This window comes from Bacillus sp. FSL W8-0770 (genome assembly GCF_038008705.1).
Lineage (GTDB): Bacteria > Bacillota > Bacilli > Bacillales > Bacillaceae_G > Bacillus_A > Bacillus_A cereus.
Window position 1 is genome coordinate 4523797 of sequence record NZ_JBBOZR010000001.1, and the last position, 22037, is coordinate 4545833.

A 22037-nucleotide genomic window follows, 5' to 3' on the forward strand; every position below is an offset into this window, starting at 1 on the left:
TAAATACGTAGTTATTCATATAGGGAAGGTTAGGGGAACTGAAAGTATGAAAGTAAATCGTTCGCTTCATTACATTTTTTGGCGTTGGCATTTTTATGCTGGACTTTTTATTACACCGCTTCTTATTACGTTGTCACTGAGCGGAATTGGGTATTTATTTCGGGAAGAGGTTGAAGATTTCATCTATAAAGATTTATATTTTGGGAAGAGCGCCCAAACAGAATCTATTTCGATGTCTGATTCTATTTCCTTAACCGAGAAAAAATATCCACATTATAGTGTGGCGAAAATTAGTGAGTTTAATGGGGATTATAATACGAGGCTTACGATTGCAAATGAATATACGGGGCAACAAAAGTATGTATATTTAGATAGCAATAATCAAATTGTCGGAGATCAAAACGCAAGTGAAACGTTTGCGAATATAATGAGGGAATTACATAGTTCTCTTTTAATCGGTGGCACTGTCGTCAACTATACTGTAGAACTCGCGGCATGCTGGACAATCTTTTTAATCGTAACCGGATTGTACATGAGTATACGCCAATTCAAAAACACACCATCATCCAATAAGCGAGAAAAAGCAAAAAGACGTCATTCTATTATCGGTATTATATTTACAATTCCACTCGTTTTGTTAGTCGCATCTGGATTGCCATGGTCAGGATTTATGGGTAACCAAATTTATAAAATCGCATCGTCGAATGAATCGATTGGATATCCAAAGTTGTATATGGCACCGCCTGAATCAAAGGTAAAAGAATTGCCATGGGCAACAAGAAAAGAAGCTCCTCCTGAATCGAATTCGAGTAAGCCAAAAACAATTTCTGTCGATGAATTACAAAAAGGAATTGAAATAAAGAAGCCATACGTTATCTCACTACCAGCTGATCCGAAAGGTGTATTCACTGTTTCGAAATCGAGCGGTTCTGGTATTACAGGTATGCATGTTGCACCAAATGAAGAGATAACAGCTTACTTTGACCAATATAGCGGGGAACTCATTTCAAAAACGGACTATCGTGATTATGGATTACTTGCACAATGGTTCACTTACGGCATCCCGCTTCATGAAGGACATTTATTTGGATGGCCAAATAAAATATTATGCTTACTAACGACATTATCTCTACTACTTCTTATTTATTACGGGGTAAAAATGTGGTTAGCAAGAAAGCCGAAAGGAAAATTAGCAGCACCTCCAAAACAAAGAGATAAGAACAGTATATTCGTTTTCTTTATCATGATGGTTATACTGGGCGCTGTCATGCCTTTATTTGGATTATCTGTATTAGTGATTTTTGCGATTGAACTTCTTATATATGTATTTTCAAAAATACAATCATAATGAAAAGAAAACCACTCTACATGAGTGGTTTTCTTCATCACTGCGCTGTTTTCTTTCGGTACATCTTCCCGTTCCAATAGAAGAATCGTGAAGTGAGGCCTCCGTACTTTACAATGCGCCGTGCCATTTTGTGCATATTCTTTTGTGCTGATACTTTTTGATCTGATAAATAAATACCAAGTAACCCTCGGCTTATAAGGCGATGAAACTTCGCATGAGGCAAATCACCAATACTCTTCTCCGCTTCTTCTACAAAATGTTTCATCCGATCTAATATTGCTTGCTCGTTTTCGTAATAACTACAGAAATTCAAATCTCCGCCTATACGGTCTTCTTCTTGATCAATGAAATAATCAAGTAAGATATGAAGCCCTTGTACGTAAGGGAAGTATCCTTGTCTAATTTTCGCAATATCTTCATCATGTAATTCATCATGAAAGGCATATGCGACAAGACAGAAGATTCCAAGTGTAGAACCGGCACATGCTGAAAATTCAAACCAACTCATCTCTGGTAAGTTTTCTTTATGCGCTTCAAACCACTTTTGTAATCGTGGTTCTCTTTCTTCTAATTTTACATGTTTATGAATTTGTAAATCACAATAATAACAAGCAAGTTCATGAAGAACAGGAGCAATTTTGTCATAGTGCTTCGTTTTCTTTAAAACATCTTGGCATGTTTCAACAAGTTCATCTAAATAACCACCATCATCTTGATCATCACGATAACGATAATAATTACCGCCGCCTTCTACTTCAGGTGATAATGCCATTAACATCGATTCATGCAGTGCGGCAAAATCATTTGGATCAAGTGATGTACTGCGATCACATAAATTATCTAAATAGTCGCTGATCGTTTGATACGCTACGATAAAACGAATACATTCTTCTCGGTGTTCATTTGCTAGCAGTGCTAAAATGCCACCGCCCTCGCAATGAAACGTTTTATGCTCAATACTTGCGATTGCCTGACTATGAAGCTCATCATTCGGAATATGGTAGGCACGCTCTTTCCACATCGCTAGCTCATGGTGTACAACCGGAAACACATCACGGTATACTTTCGCCATGAGCGTTATGGGATTACTCGGTACGTTCACTTCTTCCTTCATCTCCTCTATTAAATGTACAAATAATGATTTATTTGTTTGTTTTTACTATATTATTGACATGCATTTCAGTAAATGACTGAATATAACTCAAAATTTCATCACGCTCATACTCATTTAATAGCTCGTGATAACAATTCGGCCATTCTTTAAAAGCCTTATCACTTATTTTAACATTATCAAACCAAGTGCGGACACGTGTTTTATCTACAAGTTTATCCTCACAAGCTTGCATTAGCAAGAGCGGAACATCTGGAAAATCATCTATTTTTTTATGAGCAATTTCGATAGACTTGATCAATTCACTATACCAACGTACTGATACTTTGCGCAAGAACAAAGAATCATTCTCCATTGCATCTCTTACTTTATGGTTACGTGTTGACATTTCCACCGTAAGATTCGTTGCAAATTGCAATTTTGGAGCCACAACATTTAATATTTTTGAAGCAAATTGAAGCGGAGCAGAGGGTCCAGTCACTACCCCTAAACAAGGCGAACTCAAAATAACACCTTCTACATCTTCTCTCTTCGTTTCTTGCATCATACGAATGACAATAAGACCACCCATACTATGACCGAATAGAAAAATAGGTAACCTATACTTTCTTGCTTCTTTCACCCATAATTTAACTTCCTCTATGTATTCATCAAATGAATCAATATGTCCTCTATTTCTTGAAGTCGTTCCATGTGACGGAAGATCCCCCATCACGACGTGGTAGCCGATATGATTCCACATTTCCGCAACTGCTTCGTAACGTCCGTGATATTCCATTGCGCCGTGCACAATAACAATGACAGCTTTTGCTTCCTCCGCTTCATAATTCCACATACGGCTCTCCTCCATTTCACTCTTTCTCATAATTTGATACACTAAAACTAGTCTCTAGGAAAGGAAGACTTTACATGATATATCCTTACAAAGAAAAAAAACCGAAAATTGCGAGTAGTGCTTTTATCGCTGACTATGTTACGATTACAGGCGATGTTTCCGTTGGCGAGGAATCAAGTATTTGGTTTAATACAGTCATCCGTGGTGATGTGTCACCGACAATCATTGGAGACCGAGTAAATGTACAAGACCAATGTACACTTCACCAAAGCCCGCAGTATCCTCTTATTTTAGAAAACGACGTAACAATTGGGCATCAAGTCATTTTACATAGTTGCCATATTAAGAAAGATGCTTTAATTGGAATGGGATCTATTATATTAGATGGTGCTGAAATTGGCGAAGGAGCTTTTATCGGCGCTGGAAGCCTCGTTTCACAAGGAAAGAAAATTCCGCCGAACACGTTAGCTTTCGGTCGTCCCGCGAAAGTCATTCGTGAATTAACAGAAGAAGACCGTAAAGATATGGAGCGTATTCGCACGCAATACGTTGAAAAAGGTCAATATTATAAATCATTACAGAAGTAAATTTCCGCTGCCATAAGATTGGCAGCTTTTTTTATATAAAATCTAACTTTTTCTTTACAAAACATTATTACTCCCTCAACAAAATCTTATTAAAATAAAAGCTAATATCTCCATATATATGTAGATGAGGGAGGAGAATTTTCATGAAGGTCAGTGGATTATATAAAATAGAATGTTACATTTTCAGAGGAATTAACCGCTACTTTGATCAAAAAACATTAAATATCTTTTTCAGCAATATTACTCATATCGGTGGCGCGACTTTCTCCATCGCACTCACACTTTTCTTTTTAATTTTCGCAAAGGGAACTTTGCATCAAGCTGCAATTGCAACTGCTATTTCGTTAGCAATTAGCCATATTCCTGTGCAAATATTAAAAAGGTGGTATCCGCGAAAACGTCCTTATTTAACAATTCAGGATGCAAAATATCCAGTCCATCCATTAAAAGACCACTCTTTCCCGTCTGGTCATACAACAGCCGTTTTCTCTGTCTTCATTCCATTTATTTGCTATAATCCAAGCTTACTTGCTTTCCTATTACCGTTAGCATTATGCGTCGGTATTTCACGTATTTATTTAGGACTTCACTATCCGTCAGATGTATTCGTCGGTATGTGCCTTGGCACTTGCTCTGGCATCATCTCTTTTTATCAATTCATCCCACTTTTCACATAAAGGAGTGATATGATGAGAGTCGCCATTTTTACCGATACTTTTACGCCACAAGTTAACGGGGTTGCGAAAACGTTAGAGCGATTAACACAATATTTTCAGAAAGAACAGATCGCCTATTCTGTTTTCGCTCCTCAGCATACAGCTGAAGATAATTTTGTAGCGAATGTGAATAAGATGAGAAGTATCCCGTTAACAATATTATATCCAGAATGTCGTTTTTCTTTTCCTACTCCGCGCATTAAACGAGAACTACTTTCCTTTAAACCTGACATTATTCACATTGCCACACCTTTCAACATGGGACTTTGTGGATTGTATTATGCAAAAAAGTTAAACATCCCAGTTGTCGGTTCTTATCATACTGATTTCGATGCCTATTTACGTTATTACAAAATCGAATTCCTCTCCAATATGCTGTGGAACTATTTAAAATGGTTTCATAGTCATATGCAAAAAAATTTTGTACCTTCCTTTGAAACATTACATCAATTAAAAAACAAAGGCTTTCAGACCCTCTCTATATGGGGACGTGGTGTAGATTGCACACTCTTTCATCCTGCTTACAATACAGACCTATTCCGAAAAAAATATAATATTACAGTGAAGTATGTCCTTTCCTATGTTGGACGAATTGCTCCTGAAAAAGATATTGATACGCTGCAACACCTTATCGTTAAAACAGCACATACTCGAAACGATATTCATTGGCTCATTTCAGGAGACGGTCCTCTAGCAACAAGTTTACGTGAAGCTGTTCCGAAAACAAATATCACTTTTACTGGCTATTTACAAAGTACAGATTTAGCTGAAGCATATGCTTGTTCTAACATAATGGTGTTTCCATCAGCTACTGAAACATTCGGAAATGTTGTACTTGAATCACTCGCATGCGGTACACCTGTCATTGGTGCAAATAGTGGCGGGGTTAAAAATATTATTACAGATGGAAAAACGGGAGTTCTTTGTCCGCCTAAAAATGAAGATGCATTTCTATCATCCATTTATTTTTTATTACAAAATGAAGAAAAACTTGAGCAGATGGGAATAGCAGCTTCATCTTTTGCGAAATCAAAGAGCTGGGATGAGATCTTTCACGGTTTGCTTAACCAATATGAAGAAGTCCTGCAGCATAACGCATCAGAGTTGCTTGCTTAAATAGAAAAACTCCCTTCAAAAAAACGAAGGGAGTTTATTACATGGTCATAAATTTTAGTTTAATAAATGATACATAAGGTTAAACATTGTTTTATTTCTATATTAATTATATCAAAAATAAACATAACTAAACAGACTTGTAATAAAAACCCATAAAAATTAATATATGGTTATACAGTATTTTAAACTGTATAATGATTTTAAGAATTCCCCTTAAAATCAACTTACTCACATACCTTTATACAGCAATTGTTCCCCAATTCTGTATATCAAAAAACCTTTCATTCATTTGAAAGGTCTTTTTGAGCCTGCACATATTCTTCTTTCGTATTTACATTTATAAACCAATCCGCATTCGCTTGTACATCTTCTCCAGAAACATACTTCACATTACATTGTGATAAAAGCTGGCCCATACTTCTTTTTTCTTCCTGAAGTAAAGCATAAATCTTTTCTTTCACGCGGTTGTGATACGCTGCAAGTAACGGTTGTTTTCTTCCATTAATAATAGGTACAACCGCATCATATTCATTACTCGTTTGCTCTAATAAAATGGTAAACCATTCATGCGAAACATTTGGTGCATCGCAAGGCATAATAGCGTACCAATCTGCTTCTATGTATTCCATACCTGATACAATGCCGGCCAGCGGTCCATTCCCTTTATAGTGCGGGATATCTTCTATAACAGGAACTTGTACGAATTGCTCTACTCGCTCTTTTATATCAGTATGGCTAATTACTACAATGTCTTGCAAAGTAGTTCCCATCACTTTCACAATATGCTCAACAAAAGTAGTTCCCTTCCAAATTGCTAACGCTTTCGGCTCACCAAATCTACTCGACATACCGCCCGCTAATACAATTCCAGCACACTTCCTCATTGGCGATGCAGCTCAAATGTAATATGGCCTAATTCCGGTAAAATTAATTTATTCATCGCAAGTCGAACTGCTCCGCTAGACCCTGGCATCGAGAAGACTACTTTGCGCCCAATTGTACCACCAATCGCTCTACTTAACATTGCGCTGCTTCCGATATCTTCTAAATAACTAATCATACGGAACAGCTCACCAAATCCAACAATTTCTTTATCTAATAACGCTGATACTGCTTCAATTGTAACATCGCGTTTCGTAATACCAGTACCGCCATTTGTTAATACAACATCTACATCTCCCTTATGATAACCAGCTAACACTGCTTGCTGAATACTTTCTTTATCATCTTTTACAATTTCATAAGAAGTTACTTTATGTCCCGCTTCTTTTAACAATTCATGTAATAGTTGTCCGCTCTTATCTGTTTCTTCCGTACGTGTATCGGAAATCGTAACAATCTTGCAACGCACTTCTTTTGGAGCTTGCTTTTTATGTTCAGTTACACTCATTTTTTATCTTTCCTTTCTTAAAGACTTTTCTTCATTTTATCATACATACCTTTACACAATTATGTATGAAGCCACTCATGCGGCATGATACAATATAAGTATACTAACCCACAAAAAGGAAAGTGTACTTTCTTATACTCCTAGACTACACATCTTTAGCTACTCTTTATATTTTCTACATAATAGAATTCAATTTTAAAACTTGTACTAAAAAATAAATTGGAGGTCTACATAGTATGGAACTTTATAAAAAATTAACAACAACATTTATCCTCTTATTCATCGCTTCAATCACTGTCGGCTTTTCCTTAAAAGGCGCAATTCCATACGCTACATTAGTAAGCATTATATTTGCGACACTATTTTTACTAAGTAGTGCCTTTTGCGCAAGTAAAGCACGTCAAATGAAAGGTTGATTACATATGTTCAGAAAGAAATCAATCTTTTGTAAATCATGTAAAACAGAAATACAAACGTATGAAAAAGCGTGGATTCATATGCCCTTTCCGGCGAATGGCATGACGAATATGAAAAAGTATATTGAATTAGAAGGACAAATTTATTGTAGTTCGTGTGTTGAGATAATGAATAAAAACCAGTAAATACAAAAGGGGTGTTTACATTGTTTGAGTCCAACCGAATCCAGTTACGAAAGTTTTCCGAAGATGATATTCTAACATATTATAAATGGCATAATGATATAGACGTTATGAGTTCAACTACACTTACTCTTGATAAATATTCCTTTCAAGACACAGAAAAACTTTGCCAGCAATTTATTCATTCTTCGAACTCTAAGAGCTATATCATTGAAGAAAAAGCTACGCATCTTCCAATTGGTATTACTTCTTTAATTCATATTGATTCGTATAATCGAAACGCTGAATGCATTATTGATATTGGTAAAAAGGATTACTGGGGGCAAGGTTATGGGCAGGAAGCTTTAACCCTATTATTGGATTATGCATTTTTAGAATTAAATTTACATCGCCTTTCTTTACGAGTATTTTCTTTTAACGATAGAGCAGTTAAATTATATAAATCACTTGGTTTTCAACATGAAGGAACTTGTAAAGAAGCTATATTCCGCAACGGCACTTGGCATGACATTGAACTCTTCGCTTTATTCCAACGTAATTATAAATAAAAAAAGCTTTGCGCTCACCGCGCAAAGCTTTTTTTCATATATTATAGACCAGCCTGCTCTTTTAAAGCTGCAGCTTTGTCTGTACGTTCCCATGATAGATCTACATCAGTACGTCCGAAGTGGCCGTAAGCTGCTGTTTGTTTGTAAATTGGGCGACGTAAGTCTAACATTTTAATAATACCAGCTGGGCGAAGATCGAAGTTGTTACGAACTAGTTCTACTAGTACGTCTTCAGATACTTTACCAGTGCCGAATGTATCAACTGAAATTGATACTGGTTGTGCTACACCGATTGCGTATGCAAGTTGTACTTCTGCTTTTTCAGCAAGACCAGCTGCTACGATGTTTTTCGCAACATAACGAGCTGCATATGCTGCAGAACGGTCAACTTTCGTTGCATCTTTACCAGAGAATGCACCGCCACCGTGGCGAGCGTATCCACCGTAAGTATCAACGATGATTTTACGTCCTGTTAAACCAGCATCACCTTGTGGTCCACCAATTACGAAGCGGCCAGTTGGATTAATGAAGAATTTCGTTTCTCCATCCATTAATTCTGCTGGTACTACAGCTTTAATTACGTGCTCTTTTAAATCGCGATCGATTTCTTCCCATGTAACATCTGGGTGATGTTGTGTAGAAATTACGATAGTATCAACACGTACTGGTTTACCATTTTCATCATACTCAACTGTAACTTGCGTTTTTCCATCCGGACGTAAGTATGATAATGTATCATCTTTACGTACTTCAGTTAAACGGCGAGCTAATTTGTGAGCAAGCGAGATTGGAAGTGGCATTAATTCTTGTGTTTCATTACATGCAAAACCAAACATTAAACCTTGGTCTCCTGCACCAATCGCCTCAATCTCAGCGTCAGTCATTTGACCTTCGCGTGCTTCTAGCGCTTGGTCAACACCCATAGCGATGTCAGCAGACTGCTCATCGATAGATGTTAAAACAGCACAAGTTTCTGCATCGAATCCGTATTTTGCGCGTGTGTAACCAATGCCTTGAATTGTTTCACGAACGATTTTCGGAATATCTACGTAAGTAGAAGTCGTAATTTCCCCCGCTACCAATACTAAACCAGTTGTTACAGTTGTTTCACAAGCTACACGTGCATTTGCGTCTTTTGATAAGATCGCATCTAAAATTGAATCAGAAATTTGGTCACAAATTTTATCTGGATGTCCTTCAGTTACAGACTCAGATGTGAACAGATGACGTTTTTTTGTCATGTGGTAAACCTCCCTACAGTAATTGTATATATTGTACGGAACTCATCCTTAATTTGCCACAAACTGCGACATACATTTATTCTCCCACACAAGCATACAGAAAAACCTTTCCTACTTTACATAGAGGAAAGGTTTAATTTGCTACTTGCATACTGCTTTTTGCCCTTCGCTCTTATCGTTCGAGACCTGTAGCCTCGCACAGGTTTTAGCACCTATTCACCTGCATTTATCAATACAAGTGAGGTTGCTGGGCTTCATCGGGCCTGTCCCTCCGCCAGCTCGGGATAAGAGAGTATCCGTCCCAACCTATACTAAAGAAATGATATTCATTTGTCAATTAATATTCACATTTTCCTGAAAGTTTTTCTCAATACGCCTGAAATGAAATATTAATAAGGAAATAATGCATTCACACAAACAAAAAGAAATAAATAGTATACATTATTTATATAATTGTGTTATACTCTTGTTGGGGATTACGAGAAATATTTCATTAAATGAAAAGGATGGTATATAAATATGAGTACTGTGAATGTCCAAATTGGTTTACACGAATTATTGAACGGAAGCAATGCACAGATTCAACTAAGTGTTCCGCAATTAGTGGAAAAAGTATTAATGCGAAATGAAGGGAAATTAACTTCTACTGGTGCCGTTTCTGCTTCAACAGGAAAATATACAGGACGTTCTCCTAAAGATAAATTTATTGTGAAAGAAGCATCGGTTGCTGACAAAATTGCTTGGGGAGCTGTGAACCAACCGATTTCTGAAGAACATTTTAATAAATTATATACTAAAGTTTTAGAATACTTAAAAGAAAAAGAAGAGTTATTCGTCTTCAAAGGATTTGCAGGCGCTGACCGCAATTACCGCCTACCAATTCAAGTTATTAACGAATATGCATGGCACAATTTATTTGTACATCAATTATTCATTCGTCCAACTGAAGAAGAATTAACGACTCATGAATCAGAGTTCACAATTGTTTCTGCACCGAATTTCAAAGCTGATCCAGCTGTTGACGGTACAAACTCTGAAGCATTCATTATGGTTTCATTCGAAAAACGCATCGTATTAATTGGTGGTACAGAATACGCTGGAGAAATGAAAAAATCAATCTTCTCTATTATGAACTTCTTATTACCTGAACAAGATATTCTTTCTATGCACTGTTCTGCAAACGTAGGTGAAGAAGGCGATGTAGCATTATTCTTCGGTTTATCTGGAACAGGTAAAACAACATTATCTGCTGATCCAAACCGTAAATTAATTGGTGATGATGAGCACGGTTGGTCTGATAACGGTGTATTCAATATTGAAGGCGGTTGCTACGCGAAATGTGTAAACCTTTCTCACGAGAAAGAACCACAAATTTTCGATGCAATCACATTTGGATCTGTTTTAGAAAACGTTATCATTAATGACCAAACGCGTATCGCAGACTATAACGATACTACTTTAACAGAAAATACTCGTGCTGCATACCCTATGCATGCGATCGACAATATCGTACTGCCAAGTGTTGCTGGACACCCAAATACAATCATTTTCTTAACTGCTGATGCATCTGGCGTATTGCCTCCAATCAGTAAGTTATCAAAAGAACAAGCTATGTATCATTTCTTAAGTGGTTATACTAGTAAACTAGCAGGAACAGAGCGCGGTGTTACATCTCCGCAAGCAACATTCTCAACTTGCTTCGGTTCACCATTCTTACCACTTGATGCATCTCGCTATGCTGAAATGCTTGGTGAAAAAATTGAGAAACACGATGCGAAAGTATTCTTAGTAAACACTGGCTGGACTGGTGGCGAATACGGCGTTGGTAAACGTATGAACTTAGGTTACACTCGTGCAATGATTCAAGCTGCATTAAACGGTGAACTTGCGAAAACTGAAACAGCTAAACATGACATCTTTGGTCTTGAAGTTCCACTTCACGTACCAGGTGTACCTGACGAAGTGTTAATGCCTGAACAAACTTGGGCTGATAAAGCTGCTTACAAAGCAAAAGCAATCGAACTTGCAAACGAATTCAAAGCTAACTTCAAAAAGTTCGACAGCGTATCTGAAGACATTATTAACTTAGGCGGTCCAATCGCTTAAATTAAAACTTTCTGTTGAAATAACCCTTTACTCATATGAATAAGTGTCGTGTAACCGTAAAGTTTCGCGTACTCACCGACAAAACCCAATGCGGCTTAACGATTACACACACTTACATAAAAAAGAAGCTTACGTGAAAACGTAAGCTTCTTTCTATATCTTATATAAAGTGAAACGCTAATCTCTTCATCTGTGACCTTGATTATAAATATACATTATATCCCTACTCGCTACATCTCTCGGGTTTCACATCGTATGGTGCTAAAAAAGGCCCTGACCGCTTCTATCCGTGGCTGGATCATCTATTCCATCTAAAAAAAGTCTTTTATCTTTTTTAGCTCTTTGTTAGTTCTTTCTCATCTTTCATGCTATAGTAACCTAAATTCACAACAATTAAGAAATAACCGCCCATAATCCCTACTGCAAATGCCCACATAACCATGTGGTGCTCAATTTCGTACATAATAATAGCACCCAAAATGGCAGCTGCAAAACGGTTAAACATACCGAGTGTCGGTGCTTTCGTCTTCTTTACAATACTATCTCCAAGCTTCTCAATTCGTCTCCCTAAAAGCCAAACGCAATACATACTTACAATAAGCCCAATTCCAGCGCCTAAAAAGTGTGCTGAAAACGGTGTTAACATCCAACCTAGTAACAAAATACCTAGTATATAATACGATTGGATTTTAAATGATCTTAGTGACATACTAATCATGCTGTACCTCTCTTCATTCGTTCTTATCTATCCAACAAAAAATTTCTTTCAAATTCATATTCCTTACATCCATTTCATTCAAATTAAAAACAACATAAACAGTATGTTTATGTTGTTTAAATATTTTTAGGAAATAATATTATACAAGATTTCAAACATCATATTCTCATATTTTGTGACGGTTTTTCAAACTTTTTTCGTCCATTTATGAAAAAAATGATATCAATCTATGAACATACGGATATGATGTAATAAGCACACAAATAAAGGGGGCGTCTAATGATTTATTTTTTAATGGCTCTCATTCACCTCATTATCCCTGCACTTATTGGACTTTCATTGTATTGGTACACGAAAAACCATAGCATTTTTTACGCTGTCCTCGGTGTTCTTCTTCCAGGTATTATTCTTATTACACTCTTCCGTATTCCATTTTTAAACTTAATTCCACTTATTACTGCTATCTTATTTCTCATCTTCTTACCAAAAATAAAAAAATAGGAAAGCAGATCATAGGTGATCTGTTTTCCTATTTTGATATAGGTTCCCCTGCAATAGAATGAACTTTTACTTTCTCCGATTTCACAAACCATAGACCGACAAAAATGATAATTCCACCGATGATTTGTTGAAACGATACATATTCATTTGCCCAGACAGCTGCAAATAGAACAGCTACAAGCGGCGTTATATACATATATACCATCGTATGTGACGCCCCAATTTTTTGAACACCAACATACCACATTACTAGACCAAATACTGTTACAAAGAAAATAGAATATAGTAAAGCAAATAGTGTCATTCCGTGAGTAATGTGAAATGGCATGACAAACACATGTGGACCACTTAACAATAATAGCGGAATCGCACCCACTAATGCAGACCATGCTGTAACACGTAATGCTGAATATTTTTTAATTAATGGTCCTGCTAAAACAGGATAAAGCCCCCAGCATATTGATGTAATAAGTCCAATTCCATTGCCATAAAAAGAACTAGTAAGCGAATGTCCTGCTACTAAAACTAATGCTGCACCAACAAAGGCAGTCATAGAACCGATTAACTTTCGAGAAGAAAACTTTTCTTGTTTCAAGAAAATCGCAAATGCAGTTGTAAAAATAGGTGAAATAGAAATGAGTAAAGAGGCATTTGTAGCAGATGTATATTTGACAGTTTCCATAAATAACGTTTGATACAGTACAATACCTACAATGCTAACGATAATTAATCTAGGTATATCCTTTCGCTCCATATAAACCGACTTTTCAATAAAAAAGGTAAGGAGTAACAGAAGCGGTGCCGCCGCCATCATGCGAAGTGCAGTAAACTCAATTGCTGTAAATTCTAAAAGTCCATACTTCGCAATTGTATAGTTAATCCCCCAAATAATAACAACACTTAAAATTAACAACTCAATTCCCCATCTTCTCATGCGTATCCCCTCCGCAAAGAAGATTATACAGAAAATTCAATCACATGTACATTTCATTATGTGAAAAAATCTTTTTACTATTGAAACGTTTTGGTAAATGAAATTATATCGGCGATTTTCTGAATATATCGGCGCAACTCCATTTATATCGGCGATTTCCCAAATATATCAGCGCAACTCCATTTATATCAGCGATTTTTTCAATATATCGACTTATCAACAAAAATCGACAATAATAGCGACTTATAAAATAAAAAAGGTGATTCCAAAATACATTTTGGAATCACCTTTCCTTTACTATATTCGAACGTGTAACTTCATATTTGGATTATAAAACTGGCTTGGGCTCTTCAACTGAAAAGTCCCTCCACCTTCATGCCAATCAACAGTTAACTTATCATCCATAAATACAAGCTTTGTACGATCAGCGATAAAGTTCATTGTGCTTGATTCAATATCCACATCGCGCTCATCTTTCTCTGCTACAGCTACTAAATCGATAATTCCGCTCATAACACAACCGCAACCTTCATTATCGTAAAATAACTTTATATATTTCGCTTCACTTGGAATCGTATCCATAATCTTTTTATATGCTGCTTCTGTTACAGTAACGTACATACGTTAATCTTCATCCTCTCTTCTCTTATCATTCATATATTGTATCACCATTTTTCTCAAAAGTTATATACAGAAAATTAAGACTAATATACAATGTATGTGATAAAGTTTCAGCAATCGAGCTTTTATGAATAGTTCATGCAGGAGAAAGGAGGTTTACTATCCGTGTTCAAACTACAACGATATCCTATGTTATTAGGTCTATTGGGTAGTTTCTTCATTTCTAGCGGAATACTGTTACAGCATGTACTTCCCTATTCTCCTTCTATCGGCTGGATTCTAGGTTTTATTTGTTACCTATCCGCTTCTTATTTTACTACGAAGAATACAAACAACTCATAAAGCAAAAATCATCTTAAGGAGGATTATCAAACATGCCAGCCTTAAAAAAAATAGAGCAATCACTCAATCACTTATTCCAAATTGAAAAATACGGAAAAGATAGTGCCTTTAGTCGATTTATCCCAGCCGTATATGATCCTATCAAATTTCCTTGGCAACAATTTTTCGAAGCAAATTTTGTAGATTTATTTAACGGCCTTATGATGCACGGATCTGAAAATGTAAACAAAGTATTTTTAGCTGTATTCCCTACAGGTGACGTTCTTGAAACATTCATTTCACAATCCACACCTGGTGATTTACTCTTTATGCACCATCCCCTTGTAATGGAGTGTGGTGATCCGCTTGGAAGATCAGGTCGCGGTTTCATACCAATTCCTGAAAAATATTTGCAAGGAATAAAAGAAAAACAACTTTCTATATATACATGTCATGTACCAATGGATTTTCATCAAACGCATGGAACGAGTATTTCAATTGCAAAAGCATTAAACGCTACTGTAGTGGACGACTTTGCATATGGAGGTCCAGAACAAGAACCAATTGGTCTTATTTGTGAAATAGATGAAACATCAACAGAAGCACTCCAAAAACATCTAAAACAACTCTTCCAGATTCCTTACACAGACTTCGAAGGTAAACGACATGATTCCATTAAAAAAATCGCAATTATCGCTGGGTGTGGCGATGTTGTATCTTTAATGAAGGAAGCAGAAGAAAAAGGTGCTGAAGCATATATTACAGGAGAAATCCATTGCCATATCGACAATGATTACGGCCGACATAAATACTCGCTCATTATGGATTATGTAAAAGAAACGAATATGTCTCTAATTGGTGTATCACACTCTGCCTCTGAATATTTAGTGAAAGAGACATTGATGTATGATTGGTTTAAAGAAAATTTTGATGTGGATGTTATTTTGCTTCCGCAGGAGAAATGGTGGCTCTAACGCTATCATTTTTTAAATTTATATACACAATACAATCGACCACAGAAAAATAGAGAAATGTGAAAGCACCACCTGTACCAACGTAAATGCTTTCGTTGTGCCGGAAAACGAACCTACTGGTAGCACCGAGTTTACTGGTGCTACCAGTATTACAGCATGAATATATATTCTATTTTTCTAATCACTGACATATAGCAATTCATTTCATAAAAAAAGACCCGAGATTCGGGTCAAAAAATAGAAATATAAATGAACTACAACAAATAACAGACAAAGCCATTATATATTTTTCATAGTAAAACATCCATTATTTTCTTTTTACACTATCAATATATTATTTTTCGTTATCGTCCTCTTTTTTAGAACGTCTACCTAAGAAGAACACAAAAACATTACTTCCAAATAAGTGATGTTTTTTCTATTTAATGCAGTGGTAACATAACCTCAACCGTTGTTCCAACCCCAACTTCACTTTCAAAACTCATTTTACCATTGTGGTCTTTAATAATTTTTTCTGTAACTACTAAACCTAGACCAGTTCCTGTTTCTTTCGTTGTATAAAAGGCTTCATTTAACTTTGGAATTTTATCTTTCGGAATACCACATCCCTCATCTTTCACTTGAACGATGATTCCATCTTTTACAGTAACTTTAATCGTAATTGTTCCCCCAACTGACATTGCTTCAATTGCATTTTTGATTAAATTAAAAAAGACCTGTTTTAATCGTTTTTCATCACATGTAATGGACGGTAAGTCTTTACTGTAAATACCTTGTATGTGGACTCCTTGTTTTAAAGCAGGCTTTTCCATAACTCGAATAACATAAGAGATAATTTCTTGTATGTTATGAGTTTCTGATTCTAGTGATTTAGATTTCTCAAATCCACTAAGTTCTGTAGCAATTATATGAATCCGATCTACTTCTTGTTTCATAATATCACTATAAATTTTATCCTCTGGATGCTTGTCTGCCTGTTTATTCACAAGTTTTTTTAAGTTTGCTAAAGGTCTTCTAATCTTATAACCAATAACCGTTGCCATTTTTCCAACAACTGCTAGTTTTTCTGTCTGTTTTATTTCTTTGTCCATCATCTCAAGCGTACGAACGTAAGACTGAACCCTCAAAAATATAATCCAACATATAATAGTAAATACACTATATAATGCCATTGGGATTAAAACGAGAGAAGATTGAATAATGATTCCTGTAAGAGCGTACTTCCCGACAAGTATCGCTGGAACTAACCAGAAATATCTTTTGTTCACAAAGATTGGTGCGAACAAAATAAAAAATACTTCTACTATATTTCCACCGTCAAATTCCGCATCGCTACCATAATAAATCATAATGTTATGGATACAATCTAATACATTATAGCCAATTAGAATAATATACTTTACCACAAAAACATTCTTCCATTTCATAAAGTATATTCCACTGCAAAACAATACTACCGTCAAAAAGTAAAGCCATAAACCTAAACCATCTTCAAACTTTCCTACGCCTTCTTGCTCTCCCGCGATTAAAGGTACGATAAATTCATAGGCAAGATCATACACAAAAAATATAATAAAAAATAAACTTAAAAATACTTTCAATGCCTTTATTTCTTCATTTTTAAATATATAGCCTTTATTCATATGGTAACTCCTAGCTTTTCTTCCACTTGGATTTCAGTATTTCCACACTTCCTTGGGAGAATGATGTCTATTCTCGTTCCAGTATCTCTTTCACTTGAAATATGCAGCTCACCAAAGTGCTCGGCGACAATTCGATTCGCTACCGTAAGTCCCAGACCAATTTTATCTTGTTTCGTTGTATAAAAGGCTTCTGTAACACGGGTTAAGTTTTCTTGCTTAATACCATGACCATTATCGATTACGCTGATTATTACATATTCTTTCCCTTTATTCTCTAATTGCAAATGTAATATGCCACCTTGTTCCATTGCCTCTAAAGCATTTTTTATCGTATATAAAAAGACTCCTCTTATTTTTCGTTCATCACATTCAACTTCTATTGTTTTTTCTTCCACATTAGAAATAAACTGCACGTTTAATTCATTCATTTTTCCGCGAAGACTTGTTATTACTTGTAATACAATTTTTCCTACATCATGTTTCTTATAAATAGAAGGTTTGCATGTAGCAACTTCCATCAACTCACTTATCATATTATTCATATTTTCTATTTCAAAAATCATACGTTTATAAATAGGATCCTCTTCATGCTTCTCTCGTTGTAATTGCGTAAATCCTTTTAATGAAGCCAGTGGATTTTTAATTTCATGTCCAACAGTCGCTGCCATTTTTCCGATTACTGCTAATTTTTGTGATTCACTAGCAATCGCAATACTTTCCTTTACGGCTGAAAGATATTGTAAAAATCGATTTAAAATGATATATGCAGCTATTAACATAAGCGTACACATAATAAGGAACATAAATGCTTTTACTTCCTCTAATACAAATAAATAAATTAAATATTTTCCTACAATAGAGGAAAGTAAAAACACATAAAATTTTTTATTTAAAAATATAGGTACAAAGAAAATGAGAATAATTTCTATTATATTTGTCGCATCAAACGCCGCTTTATTATAAAAAACATATGCAAATATATTAGCGATTTCTATCGCTATGTATGCAAATATCCATGCATATTTAACAAGGTTTGCCTTCTCTTTTTTCATTAAATATATATTCACGCACAGTATTGCTACTCCGCAAATAACTTGCCATATTATGTTGTATCCCTTATCCATTATTGATTTATCTTCTAATACGATTGCATAGAAAATTTGATATACAATAACAATGACATATAACACCCATAAAAGGATTTTTGCATTCTTTTCTTCTTCTTTATATGATAGAAAACTTTCTTTCACTTCAACACCCCTTCAAAATAATATCTCGAAGAATACCATTTATTATAATAAATGATTTTCATAGACAAACAAAGATAAATCGAACATTTGAGGAAAATCGTACCAAAAACGCAATATATTTAGACTATATACAGAGCATAAAATCTATGATCATTAATACGTATATTATGGAGGATGTTTTATATAGACGGCCTAAAAAGTAAAACAAAGCTTTTAGAATGGAGCCTATTGATAGAACAGGGGGAGTTTTATGTTTGTTACTGTCGAGAAAGATGTGCATATTTTTGTGCAAGACGTTAATCCTGGTCCAGGTAGTAAGACTGTTTTCTTCGTTCACGGATGGCCTTTAAATCATCAAATGTATCAATATCAACTCAATGTTTTACCAGAGCATGGCTTTCGCTGTATTGCCATGGATATACGAGGGAATGGGCAATCTGATAAGCCATGGTCTGGTTACACGTATGATCGATTAGCCGATGATATCGCAATTGTTCTGGAAGCACTTCAAGTAGAGAACGCTACATTAGTCGGTTTCTCAGTTGGTGGTGCTCTTTCTATTCGCTATATGTCTCGCTATAATGGCCGCCGCATTTCTAAGCTCGCATTAATTGACGCTGTCTCCCCCTCTTTCGTTAAAAATCAAGAGTCCCCTTACGGTGTACCGAAAGAACAAGCAGATGCTCTCATTAATCAAATGTATGCTAATTTACCAAAATTTTTAAATGATGTATCTTTATCCTTTTTCAATAGAAACTTAGGAGCTGCAACCCTTGAATGGTTTTCTTATCTCGGTATGCAGTCCGCTTCTTATGCCCTTATCAAAATTTTACAAGCAGCTGCAAATGAAGATGTAACGAAAGATTTAAATAAAATTAACGTCCCAACAAAAATCTTCCACGGCGTTCACGATCAACTAATTCCTTACAAAAGTGCTGAACTTACACAACAACGAATTAAAAATTCTCAGTTACATGCTCTTACAAATAGTGGTCATGGTTCACCAATCGATCAAGCGGATGAATTAAATAAAGAACTGATAAAATTTTTACAAACATAACAACTGCAATATAAGAATGAAAGTTAACATAATCGTTTTTATAAAACATAAAATTCACACATTTCTCACAAATACACGAATAAAACGATTACATTTTCATATATACTAAATGTACAAGTAATACTCCCTAAACCCAGCTTGTCTGGTTACCCCGTTAAATACTATGAAAAAAGAACTTGTATCGTTATACAAGTTCTTTTTGTTTCTTTTATTTAAAGAGGATATCTTTACTATATTGATTTCCAACGAGTAAATCATATTGAAGCATTTTATATTGCTCTAACATTTCTTTTTGTTTCTTTGTTAAATCATTGATTACTTCTCCATTTTTATCAACTTTTAATTCATCTCTAAGCACTGGTATTTCCTTGTAAAGTTCCGATAAAAATTGATAAAATAAGGATTTATTTAATCCTGCATAATCAAAAATAAGATTAGAAAAATGAATTGGGCTTACTAAACCTAAATTATCATTTGGCATATCAAAGTTTGCATACATTAATAACGGAGTTTGCGCCATCGCTAAACGTTCGCTCGGTGTTTTTTCATTCGTTATATACCCATTTTCTTTATAAAAAGATTTATTTGTTCCTAATGATGGAAGATGATCTCCAAAGAATACTAATAATGTAGGTCTATCTAAATTATCTAGTTGCTCTATTAAATATTGAAGGGCCTCATCTGAACGTCTTAATCCTTCTGTATACGTCTCTAATTCTCCTTTTGATTCTTCATTTTCTAGACCGCTAATTTCTATTAGGTTTTCACCAAATCGGCCTTCTGTAAATGGAAAATGATTTTGCATCGTAACTGCATGAATAAATGTTGGCTGTTTTTGTTCCTCTAACTCAGCAATTATCTCTTTACTCATCGCTAAATCACTAATATAATCTCCATCAATATCCACATTTTCCATCGTGTCCTCTGCATTAAACTTATCAAATCCTAACACCTTATATACATCGTCACGTTTAAAGAATGTGCGACCAAATGAATGAATTGCACTTGTATAATAACCTTCTTTTTTCAACGCCGTAGGGATTGATGGAACTTCTTTCTTATTTGTAATAACCTGCTGATATGGTATAGAACCTGGCTTTAACAAACTCATTGAATAACTTGTTAATGCCTCAAATTCAACGTTCGCTGTATTTCCCCCAAATGTAGGAGAAATAGTTTGTCCCCCAGGAAAGTTTTCTATATAATGATGCAAATTTGGTACAGGATCTTCACTAAAAGAAAGGTTGGTTACTTTCGTCGGATCCCAAAACGATTCACTCATTACAAAAATAATATTCGGTTTCTCTTTTTTCTTTTGATTCCCTATATTTCCACTATATTGTTTTTTTATATCGTTTGCTATTTGAAGCATATTTTCTTTAGAATAATTTTTTGGTTTTTCCATAACTGTTGTATCTAAATTGCTAATAAACCCAAGTACAAAACCATTTGAAGCGTAGTTCTCATTTTGATTCCACAAAACAAAATCTACACCTGATTTTTGAAATACTTTATTCATAAATGTATTCGCAAAATTACCGTACGCATATAGAACAAAAATAGATCCTACTACTAATAAGGCTCTTATTCCTAGATGAATCTTTACATTTTGAATATACCTTCTCATATATATCCCTGCTACAATACAAGCTACGATACTTACGATAATGACAAAAATATAACTCCAACTAAAATAGTCCATCACCATCGGTATAACAGATTGCATATGCGTAATTTGTGTGAAATCAGAAGGATATAACGGATCACCTCTGAAAATAAGCTTCAAATAATTCACAATACACAAAATGACTAACGTACAGCTCGTTAAAACCATACTTAGAAAAACCTTACCTATTAAATTATATACAAGAATATATATTGCATAAATTACTACAAAACTTAATATAAACTGCATATTATAAAAGTAAATCCAATTCATTGCCTCTATGAAACTCATATTAACTTGCATGACAATATAAAATAACGCTACTGTATGAGCTAATAAAAGTAATATAAAATGCACTCGCAGGGATGCTCTAAGTATAGGCATCTCTTTTTTATTGAAATGCGTAATATAAAACGTTATGCCCCATATGAAAATCATCATAACACTTAAAACAAGCTTTTGATTTAAATGATCTTTCATCATGTCTAAATTAAAAACCTTTAAAATCATAAACAGCATAGTTATTACTAATAAAGTCACCATACTACTTATAATGCTAGAAATTAATATATTTCTTTTTGGAAGATGAAAAAGTGTAGAACCATACTTCAATTCATTCCCTCGTTTCTATGTCTTAATTTCCCCCGCATCGAAAGAACTATTTCTATTAAAATAACATATATTACATATTTCGTCTGCATACTTGCTTCTACCATAAATGTATTGTCTTAATATTCCCTTAATCAACAGTT

Annotated in this window: 23 protein-coding genes and 1 riboswitch; of the genes, 12 read left to right on the top strand and 11 right to left on the bottom strand. The window is 35.0% G+C overall.

What is annotated here, in order from left to right; all coding sequences use genetic code 11:
* Positions 1-46 precede the first annotated feature (46 nt).
* Positions 47-1348: a PepSY-associated TM helix domain-containing protein gene (locus NST27_RS23305; protein WP_000867821.1), complete on the top strand. Its 1302-nt coding sequence runs from the start codon at positions 47-49 to the stop codon at positions 1346-1348.
* Between the two features lie 37 nt (positions 1349-1385).
* Here NST27_RS23305 and NST27_RS23310 read toward each other — a convergent pair whose 3' ends face one another.
* A complete protein-coding gene (locus NST27_RS23310) occupies positions 1386-2450 on the bottom strand; it encodes a tetraprenyl-beta-curcumene synthase family protein (RefSeq protein ID WP_001102467.1) in 1065 nt (354 codons plus the stop codon).
* Positions 2451-2490: 40 nt separating this feature from the next.
* Entirely contained in the window at positions 2491-3294 is an 804-nt protein-coding gene (locus NST27_RS23315) for an alpha/beta hydrolase (RefSeq protein WP_061662116.1), read from the bottom strand.
* Between the two features lie 74 nt (positions 3295-3368).
* Here NST27_RS23315 and NST27_RS23320 point away from each other — a divergent pair, with 74 nt between their 5' ends.
* The 3 genes from NST27_RS23320 (at position 3369) to NST27_RS23330 (ending at position 5713) form a co-directional block, all read left to right on the top strand.
* Positions 3369-3881, top strand: a complete 513-nt coding sequence (locus NST27_RS23320; protein WP_000640186.1) for a gamma carbonic anhydrase — start codon at positions 3369-3371, stop codon at positions 3879-3881.
* A 143-nt stretch (positions 3882-4024) separates the two neighbouring features.
* Positions 4025-4558 carry a phosphatase PAP2 family protein gene (locus tag NST27_RS23325; protein ID WP_000868592.1) on the top strand — a complete coding sequence of 178 codons (534 nt, stop codon included), beginning with the start codon at positions 4025-4027 and terminating at the stop codon, positions 4556-4558.
* Between the two features lie 12 nt (positions 4559-4570).
* Positions 4571-5713, top strand: coding sequence for a glycosyltransferase family 4 protein (locus tag NST27_RS23330; protein WP_047387016.1), 1143 nt, complete (start codon positions 4571-4573; stop codon positions 5711-5713).
* A gap of 281 nt (positions 5714-5994) precedes the next feature.
* Here the strand turns inward: NST27_RS23330 and NST27_RS23335 are convergent, their stop codons facing one another.
* Both NST27_RS23335 and NST27_RS23340 read right to left on the bottom strand, forming a co-directional pair.
* A complete protein-coding gene (locus tag NST27_RS23335) occupies positions 5995-6597 on the bottom strand; it encodes a molybdenum cofactor guanylyltransferase (RefSeq protein WP_001224116.1) in 603 nt (200 codons plus the stop codon).
* Positions 6594-7103 (bottom strand): MogA/MoaB family molybdenum cofactor biosynthesis protein, encoded by a 510-nt coding sequence (locus tag NST27_RS23340; RefSeq protein ID WP_000117128.1) that lies wholly within the window; start codon positions 7101-7103, stop codon positions 6594-6596. The genes NST27_RS23335 and NST27_RS23340 overlap by 4 nt, the downstream gene beginning before the upstream one ends.
* A 236-nt stretch (positions 7104-7339) precedes the next feature.
* Between NST27_RS23340 and NST27_RS23345 the strand changes: the two genes are divergently transcribed.
* Genes NST27_RS23345 through NST27_RS23355 form a run of 3 tightly spaced genes read left to right on the top strand, consistent with a single transcriptional unit; the run spans position 7340 to position 8250 of the window.
* A complete protein-coding gene (locus tag NST27_RS23345; protein ID WP_000424800.1) occupies positions 7340-7519 on the top strand; it encodes a hypothetical protein in 180 nt (59 codons plus the stop codon).
* Between the two features lie 6 nt (positions 7520-7525).
* A complete protein-coding gene (locus NST27_RS23350; protein WP_000488709.1) occupies positions 7526-7705 on the top strand; it encodes a hypothetical protein in 180 nt (59 codons plus the stop codon).
* Positions 7706-7725: 20 nt separating this feature from the next.
* The gene (locus tag NST27_RS23355; RefSeq protein ID WP_000464119.1) at positions 7726-8250 is read left to right on the top strand and encodes a GNAT family N-acetyltransferase; all 525 of its coding nucleotides are present in this window, start codon (positions 7726-7728) and stop codon (positions 8248-8250) included.
* 41 nt (positions 8251-8291) lie between these two features.
* Here NST27_RS23355 and metK read toward each other — a convergent pair whose 3' ends face one another.
* Positions 8292-9491, bottom strand: a complete 1200-nt coding sequence (gene metK, locus NST27_RS23360) for a methionine adenosyltransferase (protein ID WP_000163123.1) — start codon at positions 9489-9491, stop codon at positions 8292-8294.
* A 169-nt stretch (positions 9492-9660) separates the two neighbouring features.
* A riboswitch (SAM riboswitch) is annotated at positions 9661-9782 on the bottom strand.
* A 228-nt stretch (positions 9783-10010) separates the two neighbouring features.
* Between metK and pckA the strand changes: the two genes are divergently transcribed.
* A complete protein-coding gene (pckA, locus tag NST27_RS23365; RefSeq protein ID WP_000108802.1) occupies positions 10011-11597 on the top strand; it encodes a phosphoenolpyruvate carboxykinase (ATP) in 1587 nt (528 codons plus the stop codon).
* A 334-nt stretch (positions 11598-11931) separates the two neighbouring features.
* Here the strand turns inward: pckA and NST27_RS23370 are convergent, their stop codons facing one another.
* A complete protein-coding gene (locus NST27_RS23370; RefSeq protein WP_000624926.1) occupies positions 11932-12315 on the bottom strand; it encodes an ATP synthase subunit I in 384 nt (127 codons plus the stop codon).
* Between the two features lie 279 nt (positions 12316-12594).
* Between NST27_RS23370 and NST27_RS23375 the strand changes: the two genes are divergently transcribed.
* Positions 12595-12816, top strand: coding sequence for a hypothetical protein (locus NST27_RS23375; protein WP_000639042.1), 222 nt, complete (start codon positions 12595-12597; stop codon positions 12814-12816).
* 28 nt (positions 12817-12844) lie between these two features.
* Here NST27_RS23375 and NST27_RS23380 read toward each other — a convergent pair whose 3' ends face one another.
* On the bottom strand, positions 12845-13750 hold the full coding sequence (locus NST27_RS23380) for a DMT family transporter (protein WP_001255414.1): 906 nt from the start codon (positions 13748-13750) through the stop codon (positions 12845-12847).
* Between the two features lie 297 nt (positions 13751-14047).
* Positions 14048-14371, bottom strand: a complete 324-nt coding sequence (locus NST27_RS23385) for an iron-sulfur cluster biosynthesis family protein (protein WP_000289569.1) — start codon at positions 14369-14371, stop codon at positions 14048-14050.
* Between the two features lie 165 nt (positions 14372-14536).
* Between NST27_RS23385 and NST27_RS23390 the strand changes: the two genes are divergently transcribed.
* Positions 14537-14713, top strand: a complete 177-nt coding sequence (locus tag NST27_RS23390; RefSeq protein WP_033685738.1) for a hypothetical protein — start codon at positions 14537-14539, stop codon at positions 14711-14713.
* Between the two features lie 32 nt (positions 14714-14745).
* Positions 14746-15666 carry a Nif3-like dinuclear metal center hexameric protein gene (locus NST27_RS23395; protein WP_001111134.1) on the top strand — a complete coding sequence of 307 codons (921 nt, stop codon included), beginning with the start codon at positions 14746-14748 and terminating at the stop codon, positions 15664-15666.
* Between the two features lie 422 nt (positions 15667-16088).
* Here NST27_RS23395 and NST27_RS23400 read toward each other — a convergent pair whose 3' ends face one another.
* Positions 16089-17309 carry an ATP-binding protein gene (locus tag NST27_RS23400; RefSeq protein WP_061661726.1) on the bottom strand — a complete coding sequence of 407 codons (1221 nt, stop codon included), beginning with the start codon at positions 17307-17309 and terminating at the stop codon, positions 16089-16091.
* Positions 17306-18559 carry an ATP-binding protein gene (locus tag NST27_RS23405; protein ID WP_000664862.1) on the bottom strand — a complete coding sequence of 418 codons (1254 nt, stop codon included), beginning with the start codon at positions 18557-18559 and terminating at the stop codon, positions 17306-17308. The genes NST27_RS23400 and NST27_RS23405 overlap by 4 nt, the downstream gene beginning before the upstream one ends.
* 250 nt (positions 18560-18809) lie before the next feature.
* Here NST27_RS23405 and NST27_RS23410 point away from each other — a divergent pair, with 250 nt between their 5' ends.
* Positions 18810-19619 carry an alpha/beta fold hydrolase gene (locus NST27_RS23410; RefSeq protein WP_000498273.1) on the top strand — a complete coding sequence of 270 codons (810 nt, stop codon included), beginning with the start codon at positions 18810-18812 and terminating at the stop codon, positions 19617-19619.
* Between the two features lie 208 nt (positions 19620-19827).
* On the opposite strand, the gene NST27_RS23415 is transcribed toward NST27_RS23410, so the two are convergent.
* Complete coding sequence (locus NST27_RS23415; protein WP_000873625.1) at positions 19828-21897, bottom strand: LTA synthase family protein; 2070 nt, start codon at positions 21895-21897, stop codon at positions 19828-19830.
* Positions 21898-22037 lie beyond the last annotated feature (140 nt).